This is a genomic window from Burkholderiales bacterium, from assembly GCA_036262035.1.
In the GTDB taxonomy this organism is placed as follows: domain Bacteria; phylum Pseudomonadota; class Gammaproteobacteria; order Burkholderiales; family SG8-41; genus JAQGMV01.
In genome coordinates this window covers 49,472-69,464 of record DATAJS010000029.1, presented here as the reverse complement: position 1 = coordinate 69,464, position 19,993 = coordinate 49,472, and the positions used below count along the sequence as shown (strand labels likewise).

Annotated in this window: 18 protein-coding genes; 12 read left to right on the top strand and 6 right to left on the bottom strand. The window is 66.9% G+C overall.

Translation table 11 applies throughout. From position 1 onward, the window contains the following. Positions 1 to 95: 95 nt before the first annotated feature. The 4 genes from metE to VHP37_28330 all read left to right on the top strand — a co-directional run bounded on the left by metE (position 96) and on the right by VHP37_28330 (position 4,857). Positions 96 to 2,384, top strand: coding sequence for a 5-methyltetrahydropteroyltriglutamate--homocysteine S-methyltransferase (gene metE, locus VHP37_28345; protein ID HEX2830283.1), 2,289 nt, complete (start codon positions 96 to 98; stop codon positions 2,382 to 2,384). Positions 2,385 to 2,449: 65 nt separating this feature from the next. Further along, positions 2,450 to 3,766, top strand: coding sequence for a hemolysin family protein (locus tag VHP37_28340; protein ID HEX2830282.1), 1,317 nt, complete (start codon positions 2,450 to 2,452; stop codon positions 3,764 to 3,766). Positions 3,767 to 3,880: 114 nt separating this feature from the next. Continuing rightward, on the top strand, positions 3,881 to 4,270 hold the full coding sequence (locus VHP37_28335) for a hypothetical protein (protein HEX2830281.1): 390 nt from the start codon (positions 3,881 to 3,883) through the stop codon (positions 4,268 to 4,270). 8 nt (positions 4,271 to 4,278) lie between these two features. Continuing rightward, on the top strand, positions 4,279 to 4,857 hold the full coding sequence (locus tag VHP37_28330) for a hypothetical protein (protein ID HEX2830280.1): 579 nt from the start codon (positions 4,279 to 4,281) through the stop codon (positions 4,855 to 4,857). Here VHP37_28330 and metC read toward each other — a convergent pair. Beyond that, positions 4,854 to 6,020 (bottom strand): cystathionine beta-lyase, encoded by a 1,167-nt coding sequence (metC, locus tag VHP37_28325; protein HEX2830279.1) that lies wholly within the window; start codon positions 6,018 to 6,020, stop codon positions 4,854 to 4,856. The two genes, VHP37_28330 and metC, sit on opposite strands and share 4 nt — an antisense overlap. 48 nt (positions 6,021 to 6,068) lie before the next feature. Here metC and VHP37_28320 point away from each other — a divergent pair, with 48 nt between their 5' ends. Genes VHP37_28320 through VHP37_28305 form a run of 4 tightly spaced genes read left to right on the top strand, consistent with a single transcriptional unit; the run spans position 6,069 to position 10,686 of the window. After that, complete coding sequence (locus tag VHP37_28320) at positions 6,069 to 7,055, top strand: tripartite tricarboxylate transporter substrate binding protein (protein HEX2830278.1); 987 nt, start codon at positions 6,069 to 6,071, stop codon at positions 7,053 to 7,055. A 12-nt stretch (positions 7,056 to 7,067) separates the two neighbouring features. After that, positions 7,068 to 9,386: a xanthine dehydrogenase family protein molybdopterin-binding subunit gene (locus VHP37_28315; GenBank protein ID HEX2830277.1), complete on the top strand. Its 2,319-nt coding sequence runs from the start codon at positions 7,068 to 7,070 to the stop codon at positions 9,384 to 9,386. A gap of 28 nt (positions 9,387 to 9,414) precedes the next feature. Continuing rightward, entirely contained in the window at positions 9,415 to 10,215 is an 801-nt protein-coding gene (locus VHP37_28310) for a xanthine dehydrogenase family protein subunit M (GenBank protein ID HEX2830276.1), read from the top strand. Between the two features lie 3 nt (positions 10,216 to 10,218). Next, positions 10,219 to 10,686, top strand: coding sequence for a (2Fe-2S)-binding protein (locus VHP37_28305; GenBank protein ID HEX2830275.1), 468 nt, complete (start codon positions 10,219 to 10,221; stop codon positions 10,684 to 10,686). 145 nt (positions 10,687 to 10,831) lie between these two features. Here VHP37_28305 and VHP37_28300 read toward each other — a convergent pair whose 3' ends face one another. The 5 genes from VHP37_28300 to VHP37_28280 all read right to left on the bottom strand — a co-directional run bounded on the left by VHP37_28300 (position 10,832) and on the right by VHP37_28280 (position 16,283). Then, on the bottom strand, positions 10,832 to 12,127 hold the full coding sequence (locus VHP37_28300) for an MFS transporter (GenBank protein ID HEX2830274.1): 1,296 nt from the start codon (positions 12,125 to 12,127) through the stop codon (positions 10,832 to 10,834). 201 nt (positions 12,128 to 12,328) lie between these two features. Next, positions 12,329 to 13,471 (bottom strand): CocE/NonD family hydrolase C-terminal non-catalytic domain-containing protein, encoded by a 1,143-nt coding sequence (locus VHP37_28295; protein ID HEX2830273.1) that lies wholly within the window; start codon positions 13,469 to 13,471, stop codon positions 12,329 to 12,331. A 78-nt stretch (positions 13,472 to 13,549) separates the two neighbouring features. Further along, positions 13,550 to 14,059 (bottom strand): CocE/NonD family hydrolase, encoded by a 510-nt coding sequence (locus VHP37_28290; protein HEX2830272.1) that lies wholly within the window; start codon positions 14,057 to 14,059, stop codon positions 13,550 to 13,552. An 86-nt stretch (positions 14,060 to 14,145) separates the two neighbouring features. Continuing rightward, on the bottom strand, positions 14,146 to 15,309 hold the full coding sequence (locus VHP37_28285; GenBank protein HEX2830271.1) for an alpha/beta hydrolase: 1,164 nt from the start codon (positions 15,307 to 15,309) through the stop codon (positions 14,146 to 14,148). Between the two features lie 11 nt (positions 15,310 to 15,320). Beyond that, on the bottom strand, positions 15,321 to 16,283 hold the full coding sequence (locus VHP37_28280; GenBank protein ID HEX2830270.1) for a tripartite tricarboxylate transporter substrate binding protein: 963 nt from the start codon (positions 16,281 to 16,283) through the stop codon (positions 15,321 to 15,323). A 97-nt stretch (positions 16,284 to 16,380) separates the two neighbouring features. Here VHP37_28280 and VHP37_28275 point away from each other — a divergent pair, with 97 nt between their 5' ends. From VHP37_28275 to VHP37_28260, 4 genes are read left to right on the top strand one after another with little or no spacing between them, the layout of a single operon-like run. After that, complete coding sequence (locus tag VHP37_28275; protein HEX2830269.1) at positions 16,381 to 17,361, top strand: enoyl-CoA hydratase-related protein; 981 nt, start codon at positions 16,381 to 16,383, stop codon at positions 17,359 to 17,361. Continuing rightward, the gene (locus VHP37_28270; protein ID HEX2830268.1) at positions 17,358 to 18,578 is read left to right on the top strand and encodes a CoA transferase; all 1,221 of its coding nucleotides are present in this window, start codon (positions 17,358 to 17,360) and stop codon (positions 18,576 to 18,578) included. The genes VHP37_28275 and VHP37_28270 overlap by 4 nt, the downstream gene beginning before the upstream one ends. After that, positions 18,575 to 18,991 carry a methylmalonyl-CoA epimerase gene (gene mce, locus VHP37_28265; GenBank protein HEX2830267.1) on the top strand — a complete coding sequence of 139 codons (417 nt, stop codon included), beginning with the start codon at positions 18,575 to 18,577 and terminating at the stop codon, positions 18,989 to 18,991. The genes VHP37_28270 and mce overlap by 4 nt, the downstream gene beginning before the upstream one ends. 15 nt (positions 18,992 to 19,006) lie before the next feature. Continuing rightward, entirely contained in the window at positions 19,007 to 19,984 is a 978-nt protein-coding gene (locus VHP37_28260) for a tripartite tricarboxylate transporter substrate-binding protein (protein ID HEX2830266.1), read from the top strand. The last annotated feature ends 9 nt before the right edge of the window (positions 19,985 to 19,993 follow it).

Genomic DNA, 19,993 nt, shown 5'->3' with positions numbered 1-19,993 from the left:
GTTTTCATGAATACAGCTAATGGATCCATGAAATCTTACCACTTCCGCTCATGGATCGCGGTCCCTACCATCGTGGCTCATCTCCGGAGTCGCTCATGGTCACTACACATAACCTCGGTTTTCCGCGCATCGGCGCCAGGCGCGAGCTCAAGTTCGCGCTCGAGTCCTATTGGAAGGGTCACTCCTCGCGCGACGCGCTGAAGGCGGCCGCTGCTGAGCTGCGCCGGCGGCATTGGGCCGACCAGTCCGGCCTGGACCGGGTCCCCGTCGGCGATTTCGCCTACTACGACCACGTGCTCGACATGAGCGCAACGCTGGGCAATCTGCCCGAGCGCGTCCGAGGCTTCCACGGCGATGCGCTGGACAACTACTTCCGCGTCGCTCGCGGCCGCTCCGCGCAAGGCGCGGCAGATCACGCCGCCTGCTGCGGGGGCGTCGCCGCGGGCGAGATGACCAAGTGGTTCGATACCAACTACCACTACATCGTGCCCGAGCTCACCGCGCAGACCGGGTTCGAGCTGGATGCGTCACGCCTGCTGGAGCAACTGGCCGAAGCCCGGGCGCAGGGGGTCAACGCCAAGCCGGTGATCGTCGGTCCGGTCACCTATCTCGGCCTGGGCAAGTCCAAGGACGGTTGCGACCGGTTGGCGCTGCTCCCGCGGCTCCTGCCCGTCTACGCCGCGCTTCTCGATACGCTCGCGGCACACGGCGTGGAGTGGGTGCAGATCGACGAGCCGCTGCTCGTGACCGAGCTCGATGCGGATTGGCAGCACGCCTTCAACAACGCCTACCACCAGTTGAAGAGCTGCCGCGTCAAACTGCTGCTCGCCACGTACTTCGGCCGGTTGCAGGAGAACGCCTATCTCGCCGCCAACCTGCCGGTAGCGGGCCTGCACATCGACGCGATCAACGGGCGCGACGACGTGATGCCGCTGCTGAACGTGCTGCCGTCGCACAAGGTCGTGTCGCTGGGCGTCATCGACGGCCGCAACATCTGGAAGACCGACCTCGAAGCGGTGCTCGATCGGGTCGAGCCGATCGCCGAAAGACTGGGCGACCGGCTGTGGATCGCGCCCTCGTGCTCGCTGCTGCACGTGCCGGTCGATCTCGACAGCGAGGAGACGCTCGATCCGGAGATACGCTCGTGGCTGGCGTTCGCTCTGCAAAAGCTCGGCGAGCTGAAGGTCCTCGCGACAGCCCTCGATCGTGGGCGCGATGCCGTCCGCGCGGAGCTCGCGGCGAACAAGACGGCCGTCGCCGGCCGGCGCGCTTCATCGCGCGTCAACAACCCGGCGGTCAAGTCGGCGGTCGCGGCGCTGGATGCCGTCTCGGGCGAGCGCAAGAGCGCTTACGCCCGACGGGCGCCGAAGCAGGCCGCGCACCTCGGCCTGCCCAGGTATCCGACGACGACCATCGGCTCGTTCCCGCAGACCGCCGAGATTCGCAACGCGCGCAGCCGATACCGCGCGGGCGAGCTCGACGAGGCTGCTTACCGGACGGCGATGCGGGCGGAGATCGAGCGCAGCGTGCGCGAGCAGGAAGCGCTGGGTCTGGACGTGCTGGTGCACGGCGAGGCGGAGCGTAACGACATGGTCGAGTACTTCGGCGAGCAGCTCGACGGCTATGCCTTCAGCCGGCTCGGCTGGGTGCAGTCGTACGGCTCGCGCTGCGTGAAGCCGCCGATCCTGTTCGGAGACATCGCACGTCCGAGTCCGATGACCGTGGAGTGGATCGAGTACGCACAGTCGCTGACCGGCAAGCCGATGAAAGGCATGCTGACCGGTCCCGTCACGCTCCTCAACTGGTCTTTCGTGCGCGACGATCAGCCGCGTTCGGCGACGTGCAGGCAGCTTGCGCTCGCGATGCGGCAGGAAGTGCTCGACCTCGAGCGCGCCGGCGTGCGCGTGATCCAGATCGACGAGGCGGCGCTGCGCGAAGGGCTGCCGCTGCGCAAATCGCAGTGGAAGGCTTATCTCGACTGGGCCGTGGAATGCTTTCGCATCACCGCGAACGGCGTCGCCGACGAAACGCAGATCCACACCCACATGTGTTATTCCGAGTTCAACGACATCATCGCGTCGATCGCGGGGATGGATGCGGACGTGATCACGATCGAGACTTCGCGCTCCGACATGGAGCTGCTGGATGCGTTCGACGACTTCAAGTACCCGAACGAGATCGGGCCCGGGGTCTACGACATCCATACGCCGAACATCCCGACCGAAGCGCACATCGTGCAGCTCATGCGCAAGGCGTCCGAGCGGATCCCGGCCGAACGGCTGTGGGTCAATCCGGACTGCGGACTGAAAACGCGCGCCTGGGCGGAAGTGATCCCGGCGCTGAAGAACATGGTGGCGGCGGCCAGGACATTGCGCGAGCGCTGACCGCCGGGGCCGTCCCGGGTAAAGCGCGGTATGCTCGGACCTTTCGTAACGCGCTTCACCCCTCTATGGAACTGGTCGTCCTGCTGCTGCTCTTCGTCGTCAACGGCCTGTTCTCGATGTCCGAGATGGCCGTCGTCTCATCCCGCAAAGCGAGGCTGCAGCAGCTCTTCGACGAAGGCCGCGCCGGCGCCGGTACCGCGCTCGAGCTCGCCAACAACCCGAGCCACTTTCTGTCGACGATCCAGGTCGGCATCACCGTCATCGGCATCAGCAGCGGCGCTTTCGGCGAGGCGAAGCTGACCGCCGGCTTCGCGTCGTGGCTCGCGCAGTGGCCGCTGATCGCGCCGCGCGCAGAGCCGATCGCAGCGACGCTGGTCATCGTCGGCATCACGGTGGGATCGCTCCTCATCGGCGAGCTCGTGCCCAAGCGCGTCGCGCTCCTCAATCCCGAAGCGGTCGCGAGCACGGTGGCGCGGCCGATGAAATGGCTGTCGTCGCTCGTGCACCCGGTGGTGCGGCTCTTGAGCATGACGACCGAAGCGGTGCTCAGGATCCTGCCCAAGCGCACGGGCGAAGCGCCGCCGGTCACCGAGGAAGAGATCCGAGTGCTCATGGAGCAGGGCGCGGAGGCCGGCGTTTTCGAAGAGCACGAGCACCAGCTCGTCTCGCGCGTGTTCCGCATGGACGACGTGCGCGTGACCTCGGTGATGACGCCGCGCACCGACATCGTCTATCTCAATCTCGAAGACGGCGAAGACGCGATCCGCCAGCGCCTCGCCGGCGCCGAGCATTCGCGCTTCCCGGTGACGCGCGGCGATCTCGACAACGTCGAAGGGCTCGTCGAGGTGAAAGCGCTGCTCGGCGATCTCGTGCTCGGCAGGAAGCTCGATGTCACGGCGCACCTGGTCAAGCCGCTGTACCTGCCCGAGACGCTGACGGTCAACGAAGCGCTCGCTTCGTTCAAGCAGCACCGCCAGACCGCGGCTTTCCTGGTCAACGAATACGGCGAATTGCAGGGTCTCGTCACGCTCTACGACGTGCTCGAAGCGCTGGTCGGCGACATCGGCGGCGAGGTCGAAGCCGGCGACGAGGAGATCGTGCGGCGGGAAGACGGCTCGTGGCTGATCGACGGCGGCGTCGCGGTGGAGCGTTTCAAGGAAGCGCTGGAGATCGAGGACGCCCTGCCCGAGGAGCACACCGGCAGCTACAACACCCTCGGCGGTTTCGCCATGCTCCAGCTCGGCCGCGTGCCGAAGTCCGCCGACCGCTTCGAATGGGGCGGGCACCGCTTCGAGGTCATCGACATGGACAAGAACCGCGTCGACAAGCTGCTCGTCACGCGCATGCCCGAAGCGCCCGCGTCCGATCCCGGGCTCTCCTGAGCCCTGCGCGGGCGTGCCGTTGAACAAACCCGGTTTCCCGGGGTCTGTCGTAACGTCTTGTAACAAAATTCCAGGGCCGGTTCGGCCGGGCTCGGCTACCATTTCCGGACCATCATGAGAACGCTCAACATCGCAGTGCTGTCGCTCGCCGTGGCGGCGGCCGTCCTGGCGCCGCTCAGTGACGCCGACGCGCGCGGCCGCGGCGGACACCGCGGCCACCACCACCATCACGGCAGCGTCGGGGTGTTCTTCGGCGCACCGCTCTTCCCGTATTACTACTCGCCGTACTGGTATCCGCGTTACTACTACCCGCCTGCCGTCGTCGCCGCGCCTGCGCCTGCGTACATCGAGCAGGGCGCGACCGGCGCCTACGGCCCGGCGCCGGCGCAGCAGAACGCCTACTGGTATTTCTGCCCCGACTCGCAGACCTACTACCCCTATGTGCAGCAATGCGCATCGCAGTGGCAGCAGGTCCAGCCGCAGGCGTCGGCGCCCCCACAGTGAGACCTCGCATGAAGCTTCTTCCCTTCGGCATGCTCGGCGCGGCCCTGCTCGCCGCCGGTTGCGTGTCCGTCCCGACCGGCCCGAGCCACATGGCGCTGCCCGGCACGGGCAAGCCTTTCGAGCAGTTCCGTGCCGATGACGGTTATTGCCGGCAGTACGCGTACGACGCGGTCGGCGGACACACCGCCGGTCAGGCGCAGGTGGAGTCGGGTGTGGCCAGCACGCTGGCCGGCGCCGCGATCGGCGCGCTGATCGGCGGCGCCGCGGGCGGCGGTCACGGCGCTGCAGTCGGTGCGGGCATCGGCGGAGGCGCCGGGGCGCTCGTCGGCGTGAGCGCGGCCGACGCTTCGGGATACGGGGCGCAGCAGCGCTACGACCAGGCTTACACCCAGTGTATGTACGGCAAGGGACACCGCGTGGCGGTCTACGGACGCCAGCGCTACCAGGCAGCCGCCAGCGGCTACTACCCGCCGCCTCCGCCGGCGCAGACCACTTACAGCCCGCCGCCCGGAACGCCGGTCGCCGGCAGCTTCCCGCCGCCGCCTCCGGGGTCGCCGCCGCCCAACCCGGCCTGGATCGTCCGCTAGCGACGGTCTCTGAGCGCGGCGAAGCCGCGCTCCAGGTCGGCGATCACGTCCTCGGGGTCTTCGAGCCCGATGTGCAGGCGTAGCGCCGGCCCGCCGGGGTTCCACTTCGTCGCGGTGCGGTTGGCGTCGGCGTGCACCACGCTGATCAGGCTCTCGTAACCGCCCCAACTCGACCCGATCCCGAACAGCTCCAGCGTGTCGACCAGCGCCGCCACCGCGCTCGCGCTCGCGGGCTGCAGCACCACCGCGAACAGCGACGCCGCGCCGTCGAAATCGCGCTTCCAGATCGCGTGTCCCGGGTCGCTCGGCAGCGCGGGATAGATCACGCGCTTCACTTCGGCTCTCCCTTCGAGCCATGTCGCGACGCGCAGCGCGTTCGCCATCTGCTGCTTCATGCGCACGCCGATCGTGCGAAAGCCGCGCAGCGCGAGGTAGCAGTCGTCGGGGCTCACCGCATAGCCGTAGTCGGTGACCGCGCGGCGCACCGGCAGCCAGCAGCGCTCGTTGGTCACGACGATGCCGATCATCACGTCGGAGTGGCCGCTGATGTATTTGGTCGCGGCGTGTATCGACACGTCGACCCCCCGCTCGAACGAGCGGAAGAAGTACGGCGTGCCCCACGTCGTATCGGCCAGCACCCGCGCGCCGCGCGCATGTGCGACTTCGGCGATGGCGGGGATGTCCTGCATCTCGAAGGTCTGCGAGCCCGGCGCTTCGCAGAACACGACCTTGGTATTCGGCCGCATGAGCTTGTCGATACCCGCGCCGATCAGCGGATCGTAATACTCGACCTCGATGCCGTTGGGCCGTAGCTGCCGTTCGCAGAAGTTGCGATTCGGCCCGTACGCCGAATCGGTGACGAGCAGGTGGTCGCCGGTCTTGAGGAATGCCGTCAGCGCCGCGCTGATCGCCGCCAGCCCCGAAGGCACTGCGACCGCGCGGAACCCGCCTTCCATGGCCGCGACTGCTTCTTCGAGCGCGAAAGTGGTGGGCGTGCCGTAGCGCCCGTAGCGCACGATCTTCTCGCCCTCGGGCGGGCGCTTTTCGTACGACTCGAGATTGGGATGGATGACGGTCGAGGTGCGGAACACCGGCGTGTTGACCATCCCGTCGTGGCGCGCGGGGTCGCGGCCGACGTGCGTGAGCAGCGTATCTTTTTTCATGATTGGGATATCCTAGCGGAAAAAGACGTTCCCACCGGAGCTTCCCCGTTGTTCCCGCTCAGCAGCGTCACCGCGCGCGCCGTCGCGTGCGTCCTCTCGTCCGTGGTCGCCGGCGCAGCCGCCGCCGGCGAAGCCGCCTACCCGTCCAGGCCGATCAGGCTCGTGCTCGGCTTTCCGCCGGGCACCAACGTCGACGTGCTGTCGCGTCCGATCGCGGCGCGCATGAGCGAAGCATTGGCGCAGCCGGTGATCGTCGACAACCGTCCGGGCGCGACCGGGCTCATCGCGAACGAGTTCGTCGCCAAGGCGCCGCCCGACGGTTACACGCTGCTCGTGGCGCCCGGATCGTCGCTGACGAGCACGCCGCACTTGAGGCTCAAGATGCCGTACGACACGTTCCGCGACTTCGCGCCGATCATCCAGATCAATGCGTTCCCGAACGTGGTCATCGTCAATCCGGTCGTGCCGGCGAAGACGGTGAAGGATCTCGTCGCCATCGCGAAGGCCAAGCCGGGAATCCTCACCTTCGGCTCCTCGGGCGTCGGCAGCGCGTTCCATCTCGCGGGGGAGCTCTTCAAGACGCTCGCGAAAGTCGACATGCTGCACGTCCCCTACAAAGGCGGTAATCTCGCCCTGAACGACCTCGTCGGCGGGCGCATCGACGTCCTGTTCTACACTCTGGCGGTCGCCAGGCCGCAGATCGAAGCCGGCAAGGTGCGCGCGATCGCCGTGACGAGCCTCACCCGCGACCCTGCGCTGCCCGATCTGCCGACGGTGGACGAGGGCGGCCTCAAAGGCTACGAGATCGTCGGCTGGCACGGATTTCTCGCGCCCGCCGGCGCGGCGCTCGAGATCGTCGACCGTATCAACGGGCTCGTCGGGAAGATCCTGACGACGCGCGAGATGCGCGAGCTCTGGACGAGCCAGGGCATGCAGGTCGTGACCAACACGCCCGAGCAGTTCGCGAAGCGCATACGCGCCGATTACGAAAAGTACGGCAGGGTCATCAAAGCCGTCGGGATACAGCCCGAGTAAGTAGGAGCGTTCATGGGTCACCACGATTTGTTCGAAGTCGACGGCGCGCACGTGTCGCGGCTCGAAGACCTGCGGCTCATCACCGGCGCGGGCACGTACGCGGCCGACTGGAACCTGCCGGGGCAGCTCCACGCCTATTTCCTGCGCGCCGATCGCGCGCACGCGAAGATCGTCTCGATCGACACGAGCGCCGCATCGAAGGCGCCGGGCGTGGTCGGCATCTACACCGGCGAGGACGCGGTCAAAGCCGGCTACACGCGCGGCGTCACGTTCCTCAACTTCAAGGGCATCGGCGGCATGGAAGGCCGCATTCCCGAGCGTCCCGCGATGGCGCACGGCCGCGTGCGCTTCGTGGGCGAGCCGGTGGCGCTGGTCGTCGCCGAGTCGGCGGGCGCTGCACAGGACGCCGCCGAGCTGATCGCGATCGAGTACCAGGACCTGCCGGTCGTCATCGATCCCGAAGAGGCGGTGCGCCCGGGCGCTACGCAACTGCACGACAGCGTTCCGGACAACACCCCTTTCGAATACGAAGCGGGGGACAAGGCCGCGACCGACGCCGCGTTCGCCAAGGCGGTGCGCGTGACCAAGCTCAGGATGGAATCGACGCGCGTGGTGCCCAACCCGATGGAGCCGCGCGCGTGCCTCGTCGCGTACGAGCCCCGCGACGAGAGCTACACGGTGCACGTGTGCATCCAGGGCCAGAACATGATGAAGCGCCAGCTCTCGAGCTATACCAAGGTGCCCGAGGACAAGCTGCACATCGTCGCGCGCGACGTCGGCGGCGGCTTCGGCCAGCGCAGCACCGCCTATCCCGAGTACTGCGCGCTGATGATCGCGGCGAAGGCGACCGGCCGCCCGGTGAAATGGGTGTCGTCGCGCACCGAAGGCTTTCTCTCGGATACGCACGGTCGCGGCAACATCATCGAAGGCGAGCTCGCGCTCGACAGGAACGGCAAGTTTCTCGGCATGCGTCTCAACTGGCTCGCCGACATGGGCGCGTATCTCTCGCCCGCAGGGCCGGTGAGCCACATCCGCAATCCGGCGACCATGCTGTCCGGCGTATACAAGATCCCGGCGCTCTACGGCTACTGGCGCCTCGCGGTGACCAACACCGCGCCGATCGCGGCGTACCGCGGCGCGGGCCGCCCCGACATCGCGTACGCCATCGAGCGGCTCGTGAGCAATGCGGCGGCGGAGATGAAGATCGACCCGGCGGAGCTGCGCCGGCGCAACTTCATCCAGCCCGAAGAGTTTCCGTACAAGACGCCGACCGGCACCACGTACGACAACGCCGATCTTCCCGGGGTGCTCGAGAAAGCGCTCGATCTCGCCGATTGGATGGGCTACAACGCCCGCTGCTCGTCATCGAAGGCGAAAGGCAAGCTGCGCGGAGTGGGCATCGCGACGGTGATCGAGAACACCGGCGCGGGCATGTATCCGAAAGACCAGGTCGAGCTCGTCGCGAACGAGGACGGCACGGTCACCGCCTACACCGTCGCCAAGTCGCAGGGCCAGAGCCACGAGACGACGTTCGCGATGATGGTCGGCAAGGCGCTCGGCATCCCCGCCGAGCGCGTGAAGGTCGTCCAGAATTTCAGCGACCGTGCGCTGATCGGCAATCACACCGGCGGCTCGCGCTCGATGGTCGGCGCGGGCACGGTCTGCCACATCGCCGGCGAGAAGCTCGTGCAGCACGCGACCAGCCTCGCCGCGGAAGCGCTGCACGTCGAGCCTTCTCAGGTGACGTACCGCGCCGGCGAGTTCACCGGCCCCGAGGCCGGCATGACGATCACGCTCGCCGAGCTGGCCGCGACGCGCGAGGTGAAAGTGACCGGCGAAGGCACGTTCGGCACGACCTATCCGAACGGCTGCCACATCGCAGAGGTCGAGATCGATCCCGACACCGGCGTCACCGACATCGTGCGCTACCTCACCATCGACGACTGCGGCGTGGTCGTGAACCACACCGTGGTCGAAGGCCAGATGCACGGCGCGGTCGCGCAGGGCGCGGGACAGGTGTTCGGCGAGCACGCGATCTACGACCGCGAGACCGGTCAGCTCGTCACCGCGACGTTCAGCGATTACTACATGCCGCGCGCCGGCCTGCTGCCGGACATCGAGATGGCCGAGCACGTCACCGCGTCGCGCGTGAATCCGCTCGGCATCAAGGGGATGGGAGAATCGGGCTGCACGGCATCGCTGCCCGCGCTCGTCAACGCGGTGGTCGACGCGGTCCGCCCGCTCGGTATACAACACCTCGACATGCCGCTCACACCGGCTAAAGTATGGGCCGCGATCGCTGCGAAGCGCCCGGCGGCCGACGCCCGATAGAAACCGCTCACGACCGAAGGAGTCGCGTGTGTATTCATTCAACTACGTAAAACCCAAGTCCCTCGCGGAAGTCGGCGAGTTCCTGCAGGCCAATCCCGACGCGCGTCCGCTCGCGGGCGGCATGACGCTGATCCCGACGCTGAAGGCCCGGCTCGCCCAGCCGTCGCATCTGGTCGACATCGGCGCGCTCGACGAGCTCAAAGGCATCGAGGTCAGGAACAATGCGCTGGTCATTGGCGCCGGCACCCGCCACGTCGAGGTCGCGCGCTCGCAGAAAGTGCGCGAGGCGATCCCGGCGCTCGCCGACCTCGCCAACCACATCGGCGATCCGGCGGTGCGTAATTGCGGGACCATCGGCGGCTCGGTGGCCAACAACGATCCGGCCGCGGACTATCCGGCAGGCGTGCTGGGCCTGGGCGCGACGATCGTCACCAACAAGCGCGAGATCGCCGCCGACGATTTCTTCCAGGGCATGTTCGCGACCGCGCTGGAAGCCGGCGAGCTGATCGTGCGCGTCTCGTTCCCGGTGCCCAAACGCGCGGCGTATCAGAAGTTCGCGCATCCGGCGTCGCGTTACGCGATGTGCGGGGTGTTCGTCGCCGAGACGAGTAAAGGCGTGCGCGTCGCGGTGACCGGTGCGGGTCCGGGCGTGTATCGCTGGAGCGAAGCCGAAGCCGCATTGGGCAAGAACCTCTCGGCCGACGCGCTCGCGGGGCTCGCGACCTCGCCCGACGGCATGAACGAAGACATCCACGGCACGCGCGAGTACCGCGCCAACCTGGTGAATGTCATGACCAAGCGCGCAGTCAACAAACTACTCGGGAGATAGGCCGTGGCCAAAGTCGAAATCACCGTCAACGGCAAGAAGGAATCGCGCGAGGTCGAAGACCGCACGCTGCTCGTCAACTTCATCCGCGATTCGCTGGGGCTGACCGGCACCCACGTGGGCTGCGACACCAGCCAGTGCGGCTGCTGCACGGTGCACATGAACGGCCGCGCGGTGAAGTCCTGCACCGTGCTCGCGGTGCAGGCGAACGGCTCGGACGTGCTGACGATCGAAGGGCTCGCCAAGGACGGCGAGCTGCATCCGGTGCAGCAGGCGTTCACCGAGTGCCATGCGCTCCAGTGCGGCTTCTGCACGCCGGGCATGATCATGGCGACCGCGGGTTTCCTCAAGGACAACCCGAACCCGAGCGACGAAGAGATCATTCACAACCTCGAAGGCAATCTCTGCCGCTGCACGGGTTACGTCAACATCGTCAAAGCGGTGAAGCGCAGTTCCGAGCTGCTACAGAAGTAAAGGCAATTTGAACCGCAAAGGACGCCAAGGACGCAAAGGAAGACGAAGCGGTCGAAACGCCCGTCATTCCCGCGCACAGGCGGATGAAGCGCGCAGAGTGCTCGTCATTCCCGCGCACAGGCGGATGAAGCGCTCAGCGCGCTCGTCATTCCCGCGCAGGCGGGAATCCATTTTGACTTTCCTTTGCGTCCTTGGCGGTTAACAACGCCTTTTCTCTGTCCTCGGCGGCGGCCCGCAGCGCAGTCCTGACGCGCTCGCGGCCGCGGATGAACTGCACCCCCGCCGCGGCGCACGCGACGCCGCCCAATCCGAGCGCCACCTGCACCCCAGCCGCCGCGGCGATCGCGCCGATGCTGATCGAGCCGAGCGGTGCCACGCCCATGAAGGACATGGTGTAGAAGCTCATCACGCGGCCGCGCATCGCGTCCGCGACGATGACCTGGATCAGGGTGTTCACGCCCGCGCCGGTGACGACCACGCCGAAACCGACGACCGCCATCATCGCGCCGGAGACGTAGATCGACGGCGAGACCGCGAAGACGACGAGCGCCGCGCCCGCGGCGATCACCGAGCTTGCGATGATCGTGACCAGCCCCTTGAGCTGGGAGCGCACCGCGAGATACGCGGTCCCGATCACCGCGCCGACGCCGGCCGCGCTCAGCATGTACCCCATCGTGTGCGGCCCGCCGTGCAGCACCCGGTCGACGTAGACCGGCATCAGCACGGTGTACGGCGTCGCCATGAAGCTCATGCACGCGAGCAGGAACAGCAGCCGCCGTACCGGCCAGTTGCGCCACGCGTAGCGCGCGCCGCCCTTCAGCGCGTCGATCACGCCCGCATGCTCGCGCGGCGGGCGCACATGGTCGATGCGCATCGCGAGCAGCGCGCAGAGCACCGCCAGATACGACAGCGCATTGAAGGCGAAGCACGCGCCTTCGGAGGTGACGGCGATCGTCGCGCCCGCGATCGACGGCCCGATCAGCCGCCCGCTGTTGTTGGTGAGCGAGTTCATCGCGATCGCGCTCGGCAGGTCCTTGCGGTCGCCGACGATGTCGACCACGAACGACTGGCGCAGCGGCATGTCGACCGCGTTGATGATGCCGAGCATCCCCGACATCGCGATCACGTGCCACACCTGCACGTTGCCGCTCAGCGTGAGATACGCGAGCAGCGCCGCCTGCACCATCGCCGCGGCCTGGGTGAGGATGAGGAGCCGCCGGCGGTCGGCACGATCGGCCCAGATGCCGCCGAACGGCCCGATGACGAGCACCGGCACTTGCGACATGAAGCCCGACAAGCCCAGCAGGAGCTCCGAACCGGAGAGCCGGTAGACGAGCCAGTACATCGCCACGCGCTGCATCCACGTGCCGAGCACCGACAGGCCCTGACCGGCGAAGTAATACTGGTAGTTACGGTGCCGCAGCGCGGCCGGCAGCTGCATCGATCAGCGCGGCTCGCGCGGCTGGCGTGCGCCGCAGCGCGGGCAGAAGCGGTCGCGTGAGCCGATCGGCTGGTTGCAGTCGTGGCAGCGGCGTAGCCGGAGAACGTCGTTCCCGACCCGCGCGAGCGGAAATGATCGGGAATCCATTTTAAATGGACGCGAAGATCAAGATGGATTCCCGCCTACGCGGGAATGACGTATTCACGGGATTATCGGCAACAAGACGTATGGCTGTCGGGCGCTGTCCGCGTGCAGCGTCACTTTCCCGCCGAAGATCGAAGGCGGCCGGTCCGCCGGATCGTCGTGCACGAAAGGCCCGCAGCCTTTCATCGGGTTCTTCATGTTCGAGAGCGTCGCGGCTTCGCCTTCGTACTCGTAATCCCTGCCGCGGATCGTCAGCGCGATCGTGTAGCCCGCGGGCACCACGATGCACGTCGGCCAGATCTCGACGTCGAGCTCGACTTGCTCGCCCGGCTTCAGCGGCTGCGCTTCGTCGTGCGTGTGGTACGGGCGATGGGGCAGCGAGAGCTGCGGATCGAGCTTGCGGTGCGAGGCGCGCAGCCAGCCCTGCGCGACCGGCGTATGCGGATCGAGCGCGCCCTGGAACACGATCTCCGTGCCGTCCGGTGCGAAGACGCGCAGCACCGCGAAGACGTCGGCGTCGGTGGTCGACGAGGACAGGAAGAGCTTGAGCGCCGACGGGCCGGTGATCTCGAGCGGCGCTTTCAGGGGCGGCATGCGAAAGGTGACGCCGTCGCCCATCGCATCGTACTCGAGCGTCGCCGCCGTCGAAGACGGCGCCGTCGACAGCGTGCGCTCCTTCAGGTCGAGGTAGTAGCGCGTCCACTGCGTGCGCGCGAGCGGCCACTCGTTCTCGTGCCGAGGCTCGAACCGTTCCCCCGGATGGCGGACGTTCAGCAGCACCTTCGGCTGACGGTCCCAGCCGTTGTCCTCGCCTTTGAGGAAGTGGTCGAAAAATCGCTTCTGCAGCCCGACGCCGTAGTCGGTATAGAACGGCGCCCAGTGCGAGTCGCCGTGCACTTCCAGCCACTTCTGCTTCGAGCCGGCGCGCGTGTAGCCTTCGAAGTTGCCCCGCGTGTGCAGGCCTTGCCCACCCCAGTTCGCGGCCGAGAGCAGCGGCGCGGTCAGCCTGGAGAGATCGGCGGTGCGCTCGCGGTAGTAGTCGTCGATCAGCGGGCGCGAGAGCACATTGCCCCACATGTCGGCGCGATTCTTTCTGAGCTCTTCGTCGGGGAGCGTCACGTCGCCGCACACCGGCTCGCCCGTCACGCGGCTTTTCGGGCCGCGCTCGCCCCGCCCGTGCTGCACCGTGACGACCTGCATCTCCTGCCAGTTTTTGCGGAAGGTGCACGCGATGCCGCCGTGACGCGCGCCGTCGCGGTAGTAATCGGCCCAGCCTTCTCACACGCAGATCGCGGCGAGATGCGGCGGCTGCAACGCCGCCGCGCGCCACTGGCTCGCCGCGTAATACGAGATACCGTTCAGTCCGACCTTGCCGGTGCACCACGGTTGTCGCGCGACCCATTCGATGCAGTCGTGAAAGTCGCGGTTCTCACGCGCGTTGTTGTGGTCGAGATAACCCGGCGAGCGCCCGGCGCCGCGCGAATCGACCCGCACGCAGACGTAGCCGTCCGGCACCCACTTCTCCGGGTCGACGACTTCCCAGCTCTGATACCGATTGGAGGTATGGGCGACCGCGTCGGGGAACTGCTTCGCCATGATCTCCCAGGCGGTCTTGTAGCCGTCCTGGAACGCGAGGCCCTTGCCGTACGGACCGTAGCTCACGAGCGCGGGATACCTGCCTTCGGCAACCGGGCGATAGACGTCGGCGCGCAGGACGAGGCCGTCGTCCATTGCGATGGGGACGTCGAAGTCGACTCTCATGCCGTCTCGCACTTCGGATTTGGTCATGCGGGCACCTACGGCGGTTGCGGCTGTACTGCGTGAACGGGTGAACGAGTGAACAGGTGCCGGTTTGCCTTTACCCGTACACCCGTTCACGCCTTGAGCTTTTCCTCGAACCAATCCCACATCGTCGCCGTCACCAGCGTCAGATAGTCGCGCTGGCAGTGTTGCGCGCCGCCTTCTTCGGCGGTGAAGACGCGCAGCGTCTTGTCCTGCGAGCCGACGGCGTTGTAGAGCGCTTGCGCGTCGGCGAGCGGGACCTGCTCGTCTTCGGCGCCGTGCACGCACAGGAACGGGCAGCGCATCTTCTGAACCACGCCGTCGAGGCGGAACGGCTCGAGGCGCTTCAACGCGTCCTCGAGGGTGTCGACGCCGAGGATCCACGTGATGTGGTGTCCGGGCACCGACATGGACGTGCGGAACTTCGCGTCGATGCGCTTCTTCCACGTCGCGTAGTAATCCCAGATCGCGCCCCACGCTACGCACGCGGCGAACCGCGGCTCCATCGAGGCCATGCGCGGCGAGTAGTAGCCGCCGAGGCTGATCGCGACCACGCCGACGCGCTTGGGGTCGACGTCGTCGCGCTTCTCCAGCCAGTCCATGCACGCGCTGCCCGCGACCTCGTAGTCGTGGCGCAGGTAATGGTTGCGGAAGCGGATCGCTTCACCGGTGCCGGGACCGTCCATCACGAGGCACGAGATGCCGCGCTTGATGAGGTCGGGCACGCCGCGCACGTACTGGATCTCCTTCGTCACGTCGAGACCGTCGAAGAACACCACGCAGGGCGCTTTCTTGGCATCGGTGTTCTGCGCGTGCACGAAATAGCCGGGCAGGCTGCCGCCTTCGAAAGGCACTTCGACAACTTCGATCGTCACGTCGCTCAGCTTCGCGTGCGACTGGAAGCAATCGACGCCGCGCTTGTAGATCTCCAGCGCTTTAGCGTCCTTCGGCGTGCGGAAGCGCTCGGCCATCTGGTAGTAGTTGCACGCGCGCAGGTAGGCCGCCGCGGCCGAAACCCGGTGGCCCTTGTCCTCGAACTTGCGGGCGTGGTCGCGCACGCCGTCGGCGACTTTTGCGCACGCGTCGAACCATGCCTCGTCGTCTTCCGCCCCCTTGCCTTTGAGGAGCTGGCCGATCTTGTGCAGCTCGCCGATCTCGGAGCCGCCGTACGGCGCCGAGCCGAGCATGTTGATGAACGCGGCAGACCAGCGATAGTTGCCGGGGAAGTACATGAAATACGTATCGTCTTTGGCCATCTCGTCGTCTCCTATTGCTTCGGAATTCCGGCGCGCTGCGCGACGTCCGCCCACTTCTCGGTTTCGGCTTTGATGAAGGCGGCGTATTCCTCGGGGCCGATGCCGCTCACCTCGTGCCCCTGGCTGGTGTAGAGCTTTTGAGCTTCGGGGGTCTTCAATGCGTTGCCGATCACCTCGTGGATGCGCGCGATGATCGGCTTGGGTGTGGCGACCGGCGCGAGGAGCCCGTTCCAGTTGTAGCTCTGGAAACCCTTGAGTCCCTGCTCCGCGATCGTCGGCGTATCGGGCAGCAGCGGCGAGCGCTGGATGGCGGTGACGCCGAGGCAGCGCACCTTGCCTTCTTTCGCGAGCGGCGCCGATCCGGCGAGCTGTATCTGCGCGAGCTCGATGTTGCCGGCGATGAGGTCGACGGTGAACTGCGCCGCGCCCTTGTACGGCACGTGATTCATCTTGATGCCCGCCGCGGTCGCGAACGATTCGGTGGCGAGGTGTCCGACGGTGCCCACCCCGGGCGTACCGTAGTTGATGCGGCCGGGGCGCGACTTGGCGAGGGCGACGAAGTCCTTGACGCCTTTCACGGGGAGGCTGGGATGCACGCAGATGCAGCTCGGGCTCTTGGCGATGAGCACGATCGGCTGGAGATCGCGCAGCGTGTCGTACGGCAGGTGCGCCTTCACCGTCGGCGCGATCACCAGCGGGCCGGGATTGCCGGCGAGCAGCGTGTAGCCGTCGGGTGCGCTCTTGACCGCCGCTTCGGTGCCCGGCACGCCGCCGGCGCCGGCGCGATTGTCCGCGATGAACGGCTGGCCGAGCGCGGCGTTGAGCTGCTGCGCCGCCCAGCGCGCCTGCGTGTCGGTGGGACCGCCCGGCGCGAACGGGATGATGATGCGCACCGGTTTGGTCGGATACGTCTGGGCGTCAGTCGATGCGGCGGCGACGCAGAACAGCGCGGCCGCGATGGCGGTGAATCGCATGCTCCTCCTGGGGGTGCTGCGGGGTGTTTGCATTTATTCTAAACTCGAACGCCTCCCTGATTTCATTAATAAAACACCGAAGGAACGAGGAACAGCCATGCCTGCCGCAAAGACCAGGCCCGCCAAGGGCAAGTACCGCGACATCCTGTTCGAAGTGAAAGACCAGGTCGCGTGGATCACGATCAATCGTCCGCGGGTGCTGAACTGCTTCCGCGAGCAGTCGCTCGACGAGATGATCGACGCGCTGAAGTCGACGCGCGAAGACCCGTCGATCGTGTGCGCGGTGATCACCGGCGCGGGCGACAAGGCGTTCTCCGCCGGCGGCGACTTCTACGCGATGAAGCGTCTGAACTTCACCAACGGCTACATGTGGAACGACCGCATGCTCGGTCTGGCGATGACGATCCGCGGCCTGCCGATCCCGGTCATCGCGATGGTCAACGGCTGGTGCATGGGCGGGGGCCACGAGCTCGCGCTGTGGTGCGACCTCGTCATCGCATCGGAGAACGCGATCCTCGGGCAGACCGGCGCGAAGGTCGGCGCGTGTCCGACCGTCGGCGCGACGCAGTACCTGCCGCGCATCATCGGCGAGCGCCTCGCGCGCGAGATGATCTTCTGCGCGCGCCGCTTCCCCGCGAAGGAAGCCGTGGAGGTCGGCCTCATCAACAAGTGCGTGCCGCAGGACAAGCTCCTGGAAGAGACGCTGAAGTGGTGCGAGACGATGAAAGGCCACAGCGCGCTCACGCTGCGCATGACCAAGAAGTCGCTCAACTTCGAGTCGGACAATCTCTATTCGTCGTGGCAGCACGGCATGGAGCTCCTCGCGCACGTGTGGGGCTCGCCCGAGGCGAAGGAAGGCATGAACGCGTTCCTCGAAGGCCGCAAGCCGGACTTCCAGCAGTTCCGCATGCGCGACAAGAAGGAGCTCGAGGAATACATGGAGGGCTATCACAACGACGAGAACGAGCCGCCGTCGATGCGGGGCGGCAAGGGCCAGCAGACGGTGAGTGTCAAGCCGGTCAGGAAGACCGTCGCGGCCAAGGCGGCCAAGTCCGGCAAGAAGTCCGCCAGGCGGTGAGCGGTACGAACGGCAGCGCCGCGCAGCCGCGCGGCGCGCTCGACTCCTTGCGCGTCCTCGACCTCACGCGCATCCTCGCGGGGCCGCTCTGCACGATGATGCTCGGCGACATGGGCGCCGACGTCATCAAGGTCGAGCCGCCGGGCAGCGGCGACGACACGCGCACGTGGGGCCCGCCGTTCGTGGACACGGAGTCGGCGTATTTCCTCGGCATCAACCGCAACAAGCGCTCGATCACGCTCAACATGGCGGTGAAGCCGGGACAGGAGATCCTGGCCAGGCTCATCGCACAAGCGGACGTGCTCGTCGAGAACTTCAAGGTCGGCACGCTGGAGAAATGGGGTTTCGGCAACGACTGGCTCGAGAAGAACGCGCCGCGCGTCATCCGCTGCTCGATCACCGGCTACGGATCGACCGGACCCAAAGCCGGACTGCCCGGCTACGACTTCATCCTCCAGGCCGAATCGGGGCTGATGAGCATCTGCGGCGACCCGCAGGGCGAGCCGATGAAATACGGCGTCGCGATCGTCGACATCGTCACCGGCATGCTCGCGTGCAACAGCGTGCTCGCGGCGCTGCAGGCGCGCCACACCACGGGCAGGGGCCAGCACGTCGAAGTCTCGCTCTTCGATTCGAGCCTCGCGATGCTCGCGAACGTCGCGTCCAATCACCTCGTGTCCGGCCGTGACGCGAGGCGCTTCGGCAACGGCCATCCGAACATCGTTCCCTATACGGCGTACCCGGTGAGCGACGGCATGATCGCGGTCGCGGTCGGCAACGACGGACAGTTCGCGAAGTTCGCTGCGCTGCTCGGCAGGACCGAGTGGGCGAGCGACCCGTGTTACGCGAAGAATCCCGACCGCGTCGCGAATCGCGAAGCGCTCGACGCCGCGATCTCGGAGCAACTGCGCACCGCGAGCGCGGACGCGTGGATCGAGCGGCTGACTGCCGCGGGCATTCCGTGCGGCCGCATCAACTCGGTGGCGCAGGCGTTGTCCGATCCCCATACGATCGCGCGCGAGATGGTGCGCACGGTGCAGCATCCCACCGCGGGCGAAGTGAAGACGCTCGGCATTCCCTTCCGCTTCAGCGATACGCCGCCTTCCGTGCGGCGCGCGCCGCCGACGCTGGGGCAGCATACCGGGCAGGTGCTGCGCGACCTGCTGAACCTGTCCGATGCGCGAATCGACGAGCTGCGGGCGGCGAGGGTCATATGATCACCGGGCTCAGCCACGTCTCGATCGTCGTCCCCGATCTCGACAGCGCCGCCGATCGCATCAAGGCGACTTACGGCCTCGAGATCGGAGACATCGCGGTGAACGCGCAGCAAGGCGTGCGGCTCGCGTACATCGATCTCGGCAACGCGAAGATCGAGCTCATGGAGCCGTCGCGCGCGGACTCGCCGATCGCGAAGTTCCTCGAGAAGAACCCCAAAGGCGGCATCCATCATTTCTGCCTCGCGGTCGACAGCGTCGACGCCACGGCCGCGTCGCTCGCGGAAAGAGGTGCGCGGGTGCTCGGCGACGGGAGGCCGCAGAAGAACGTGCACGGCGAGCGCATCGCGTTCGTGCATCCGCAGGATTTTCTGGGAGCGCTGGTAGAGATCGAAGAACACGCACGCGCTTCATAACAACGGAGGAGGAAGATGAAGAAGGTCGTGCTTGCCTGCGCGCTCTCGCTCGCCGCATCCGCTGTCCATGCGGCGCAATCCGCCGAGCTCTCGTATCCCGTCAAACCGATCCGCGTGCTGATCCCGTTCGCGCCGGGCGGCGCGACCGACATCATCGCGCGCGTGCTGGAGCCGAATCTCTCGAAGCGTCTCGGCCAGCAGATCGTCATCGACAACCGCAGCGGCGCCGCGGGCAACATCGCGGTCGAGCTCGTGGCGCAGGCGCAGTCCGACGGTTACACGCTGCTCGTCGGCAACATCTCGACCAACTCGATCAATCCCTATCTCTTCGCGAAGCGCATCAAGGTCGACGCGTTGCGCGACCTCGCGCCGGTCACCAAGCTCGTCGCGATCCCCAACTTCATCCTCGGCAGCCCCAAGCTTCCGGCGAAGACGCTCAAGGAAGCGCTCGCCTACGCGAAGGAGCGCCCCGGCCAGCTCAACTTCCAGGCGCCGCTCGGCTCGTACTCGCACCTCGACATGCTCGCGCTCACCGGGGCGGCGGGCGTGAAGATGGTGCACCTTCCGTCCAAAGGCGCGGGCGAGACGCTGACCGCGATGCTGCGCGGTGACATCCACATCACCGAGTCCAACGTGGCTTCCAACATCGGCGCGGTGAAAGACGGCCGCATCAAGGCGTTCGCGGTGACGGCCGAGCAGCGGCTCGCCGATCTGCCCGAGGTGCCGACGATGGCCGAAGCCGGTTTTCCCGGCATCGGCAGCCTGAACTGGAACGGGCTCTTCGCGCCGGTCAGGACGGCCAAGCCCGTCGTCGCCAAGCTTCACGCCGACACCGTCGCGGCGATGAAAGAGCTCGACGCGGACGGCACGCTCGCCAAGCGCAACCTGCCGGTGAGCCTCTCGGCGTCGCCCGAGGAGTTCGCGGGATTCGTGCGCTCGGAGGCGGACCGGTGGAAGAAGATCATTGCGGACAACAACGTCAAGATCGATTAGGGAACGAAC

Excerpts from the sequence above, each read along its gene's own strand:
- VHP37_28295 (HEX2830273.1), bottom strand. The coding sequence starts at position 13,471 with ATGCAGGTCGTCACGGTGCAGCACGGGCGGGGCGAGCGCGGCCCGAAA.
- VHP37_28290 (HEX2830272.1), bottom strand. The coding sequence starts at position 14,059 with ATGACCAAATCCGAAGTGCGAGACGGCATGAGAGTCGACTTCGACGTC.
- VHP37_28330 (HEX2830280.1), top strand. The coding sequence starts at position 4,279 with ATGAAGCTTCTTCCCTTCGGCATGCTCGGCGCGGCCCTGCTCGCCGCC.
- VHP37_28285 (HEX2830271.1), bottom strand. The coding sequence starts at position 15,309 with ATGGCCAAAGACGATACGTATTTCATGTACTTCCCCGGCAACTATCGC.
- VHP37_28335 (HEX2830281.1), top strand. The coding sequence starts at position 3,881 with ATGAGAACGCTCAACATCGCAGTGCTGTCGCTCGCCGTGGCGGCGGCC.
- VHP37_28280 (HEX2830270.1), bottom strand. The coding sequence starts at position 16,283 with ATGCGATTCACCGCCATCGCGGCCGCGCTGTTCTGCGTCGCCGCCGCA.
- VHP37_28260 (HEX2830266.1), top strand. The coding sequence starts at position 19,007 with ATGAAGAAGGTCGTGCTTGCCTGCGCGCTCTCGCTCGCCGCATCCGCT.
- VHP37_28275 (HEX2830269.1), top strand. The coding sequence starts at position 16,381 with ATGCCTGCCGCAAAGACCAGGCCCGCCAAGGGCAAGTACCGCGACATC.
- mce (HEX2830267.1), top strand. The coding sequence starts at position 18,575 with ATGATCACCGGGCTCAGCCACGTCTCGATCGTCGTCCCCGATCTCGAC.
- VHP37_28340 (HEX2830282.1), top strand. The coding sequence starts at position 2,450 with ATGGAACTGGTCGTCCTGCTGCTGCTCTTCGTCGTCAACGGCCTGTTC.
- VHP37_28315 (HEX2830277.1), top strand. The coding sequence starts at position 7,068 with ATGGGTCACCACGATTTGTTCGAAGTCGACGGCGCGCACGTGTCGCGG.
- metE (HEX2830283.1), top strand. The coding sequence starts at position 96 with ATGGTCACTACACATAACCTCGGTTTTCCGCGCATCGGCGCCAGGCGC.
- metC (HEX2830279.1), bottom strand. The coding sequence starts at position 6,020 with ATGAAAAAAGATACGCTGCTCACGCACGTCGGCCGCGACCCCGCGCGC.
- VHP37_28300 (HEX2830274.1), bottom strand. The coding sequence starts at position 12,127 with ATGCAGCTGCCGGCCGCGCTGCGGCACCGTAACTACCAGTATTACTTC.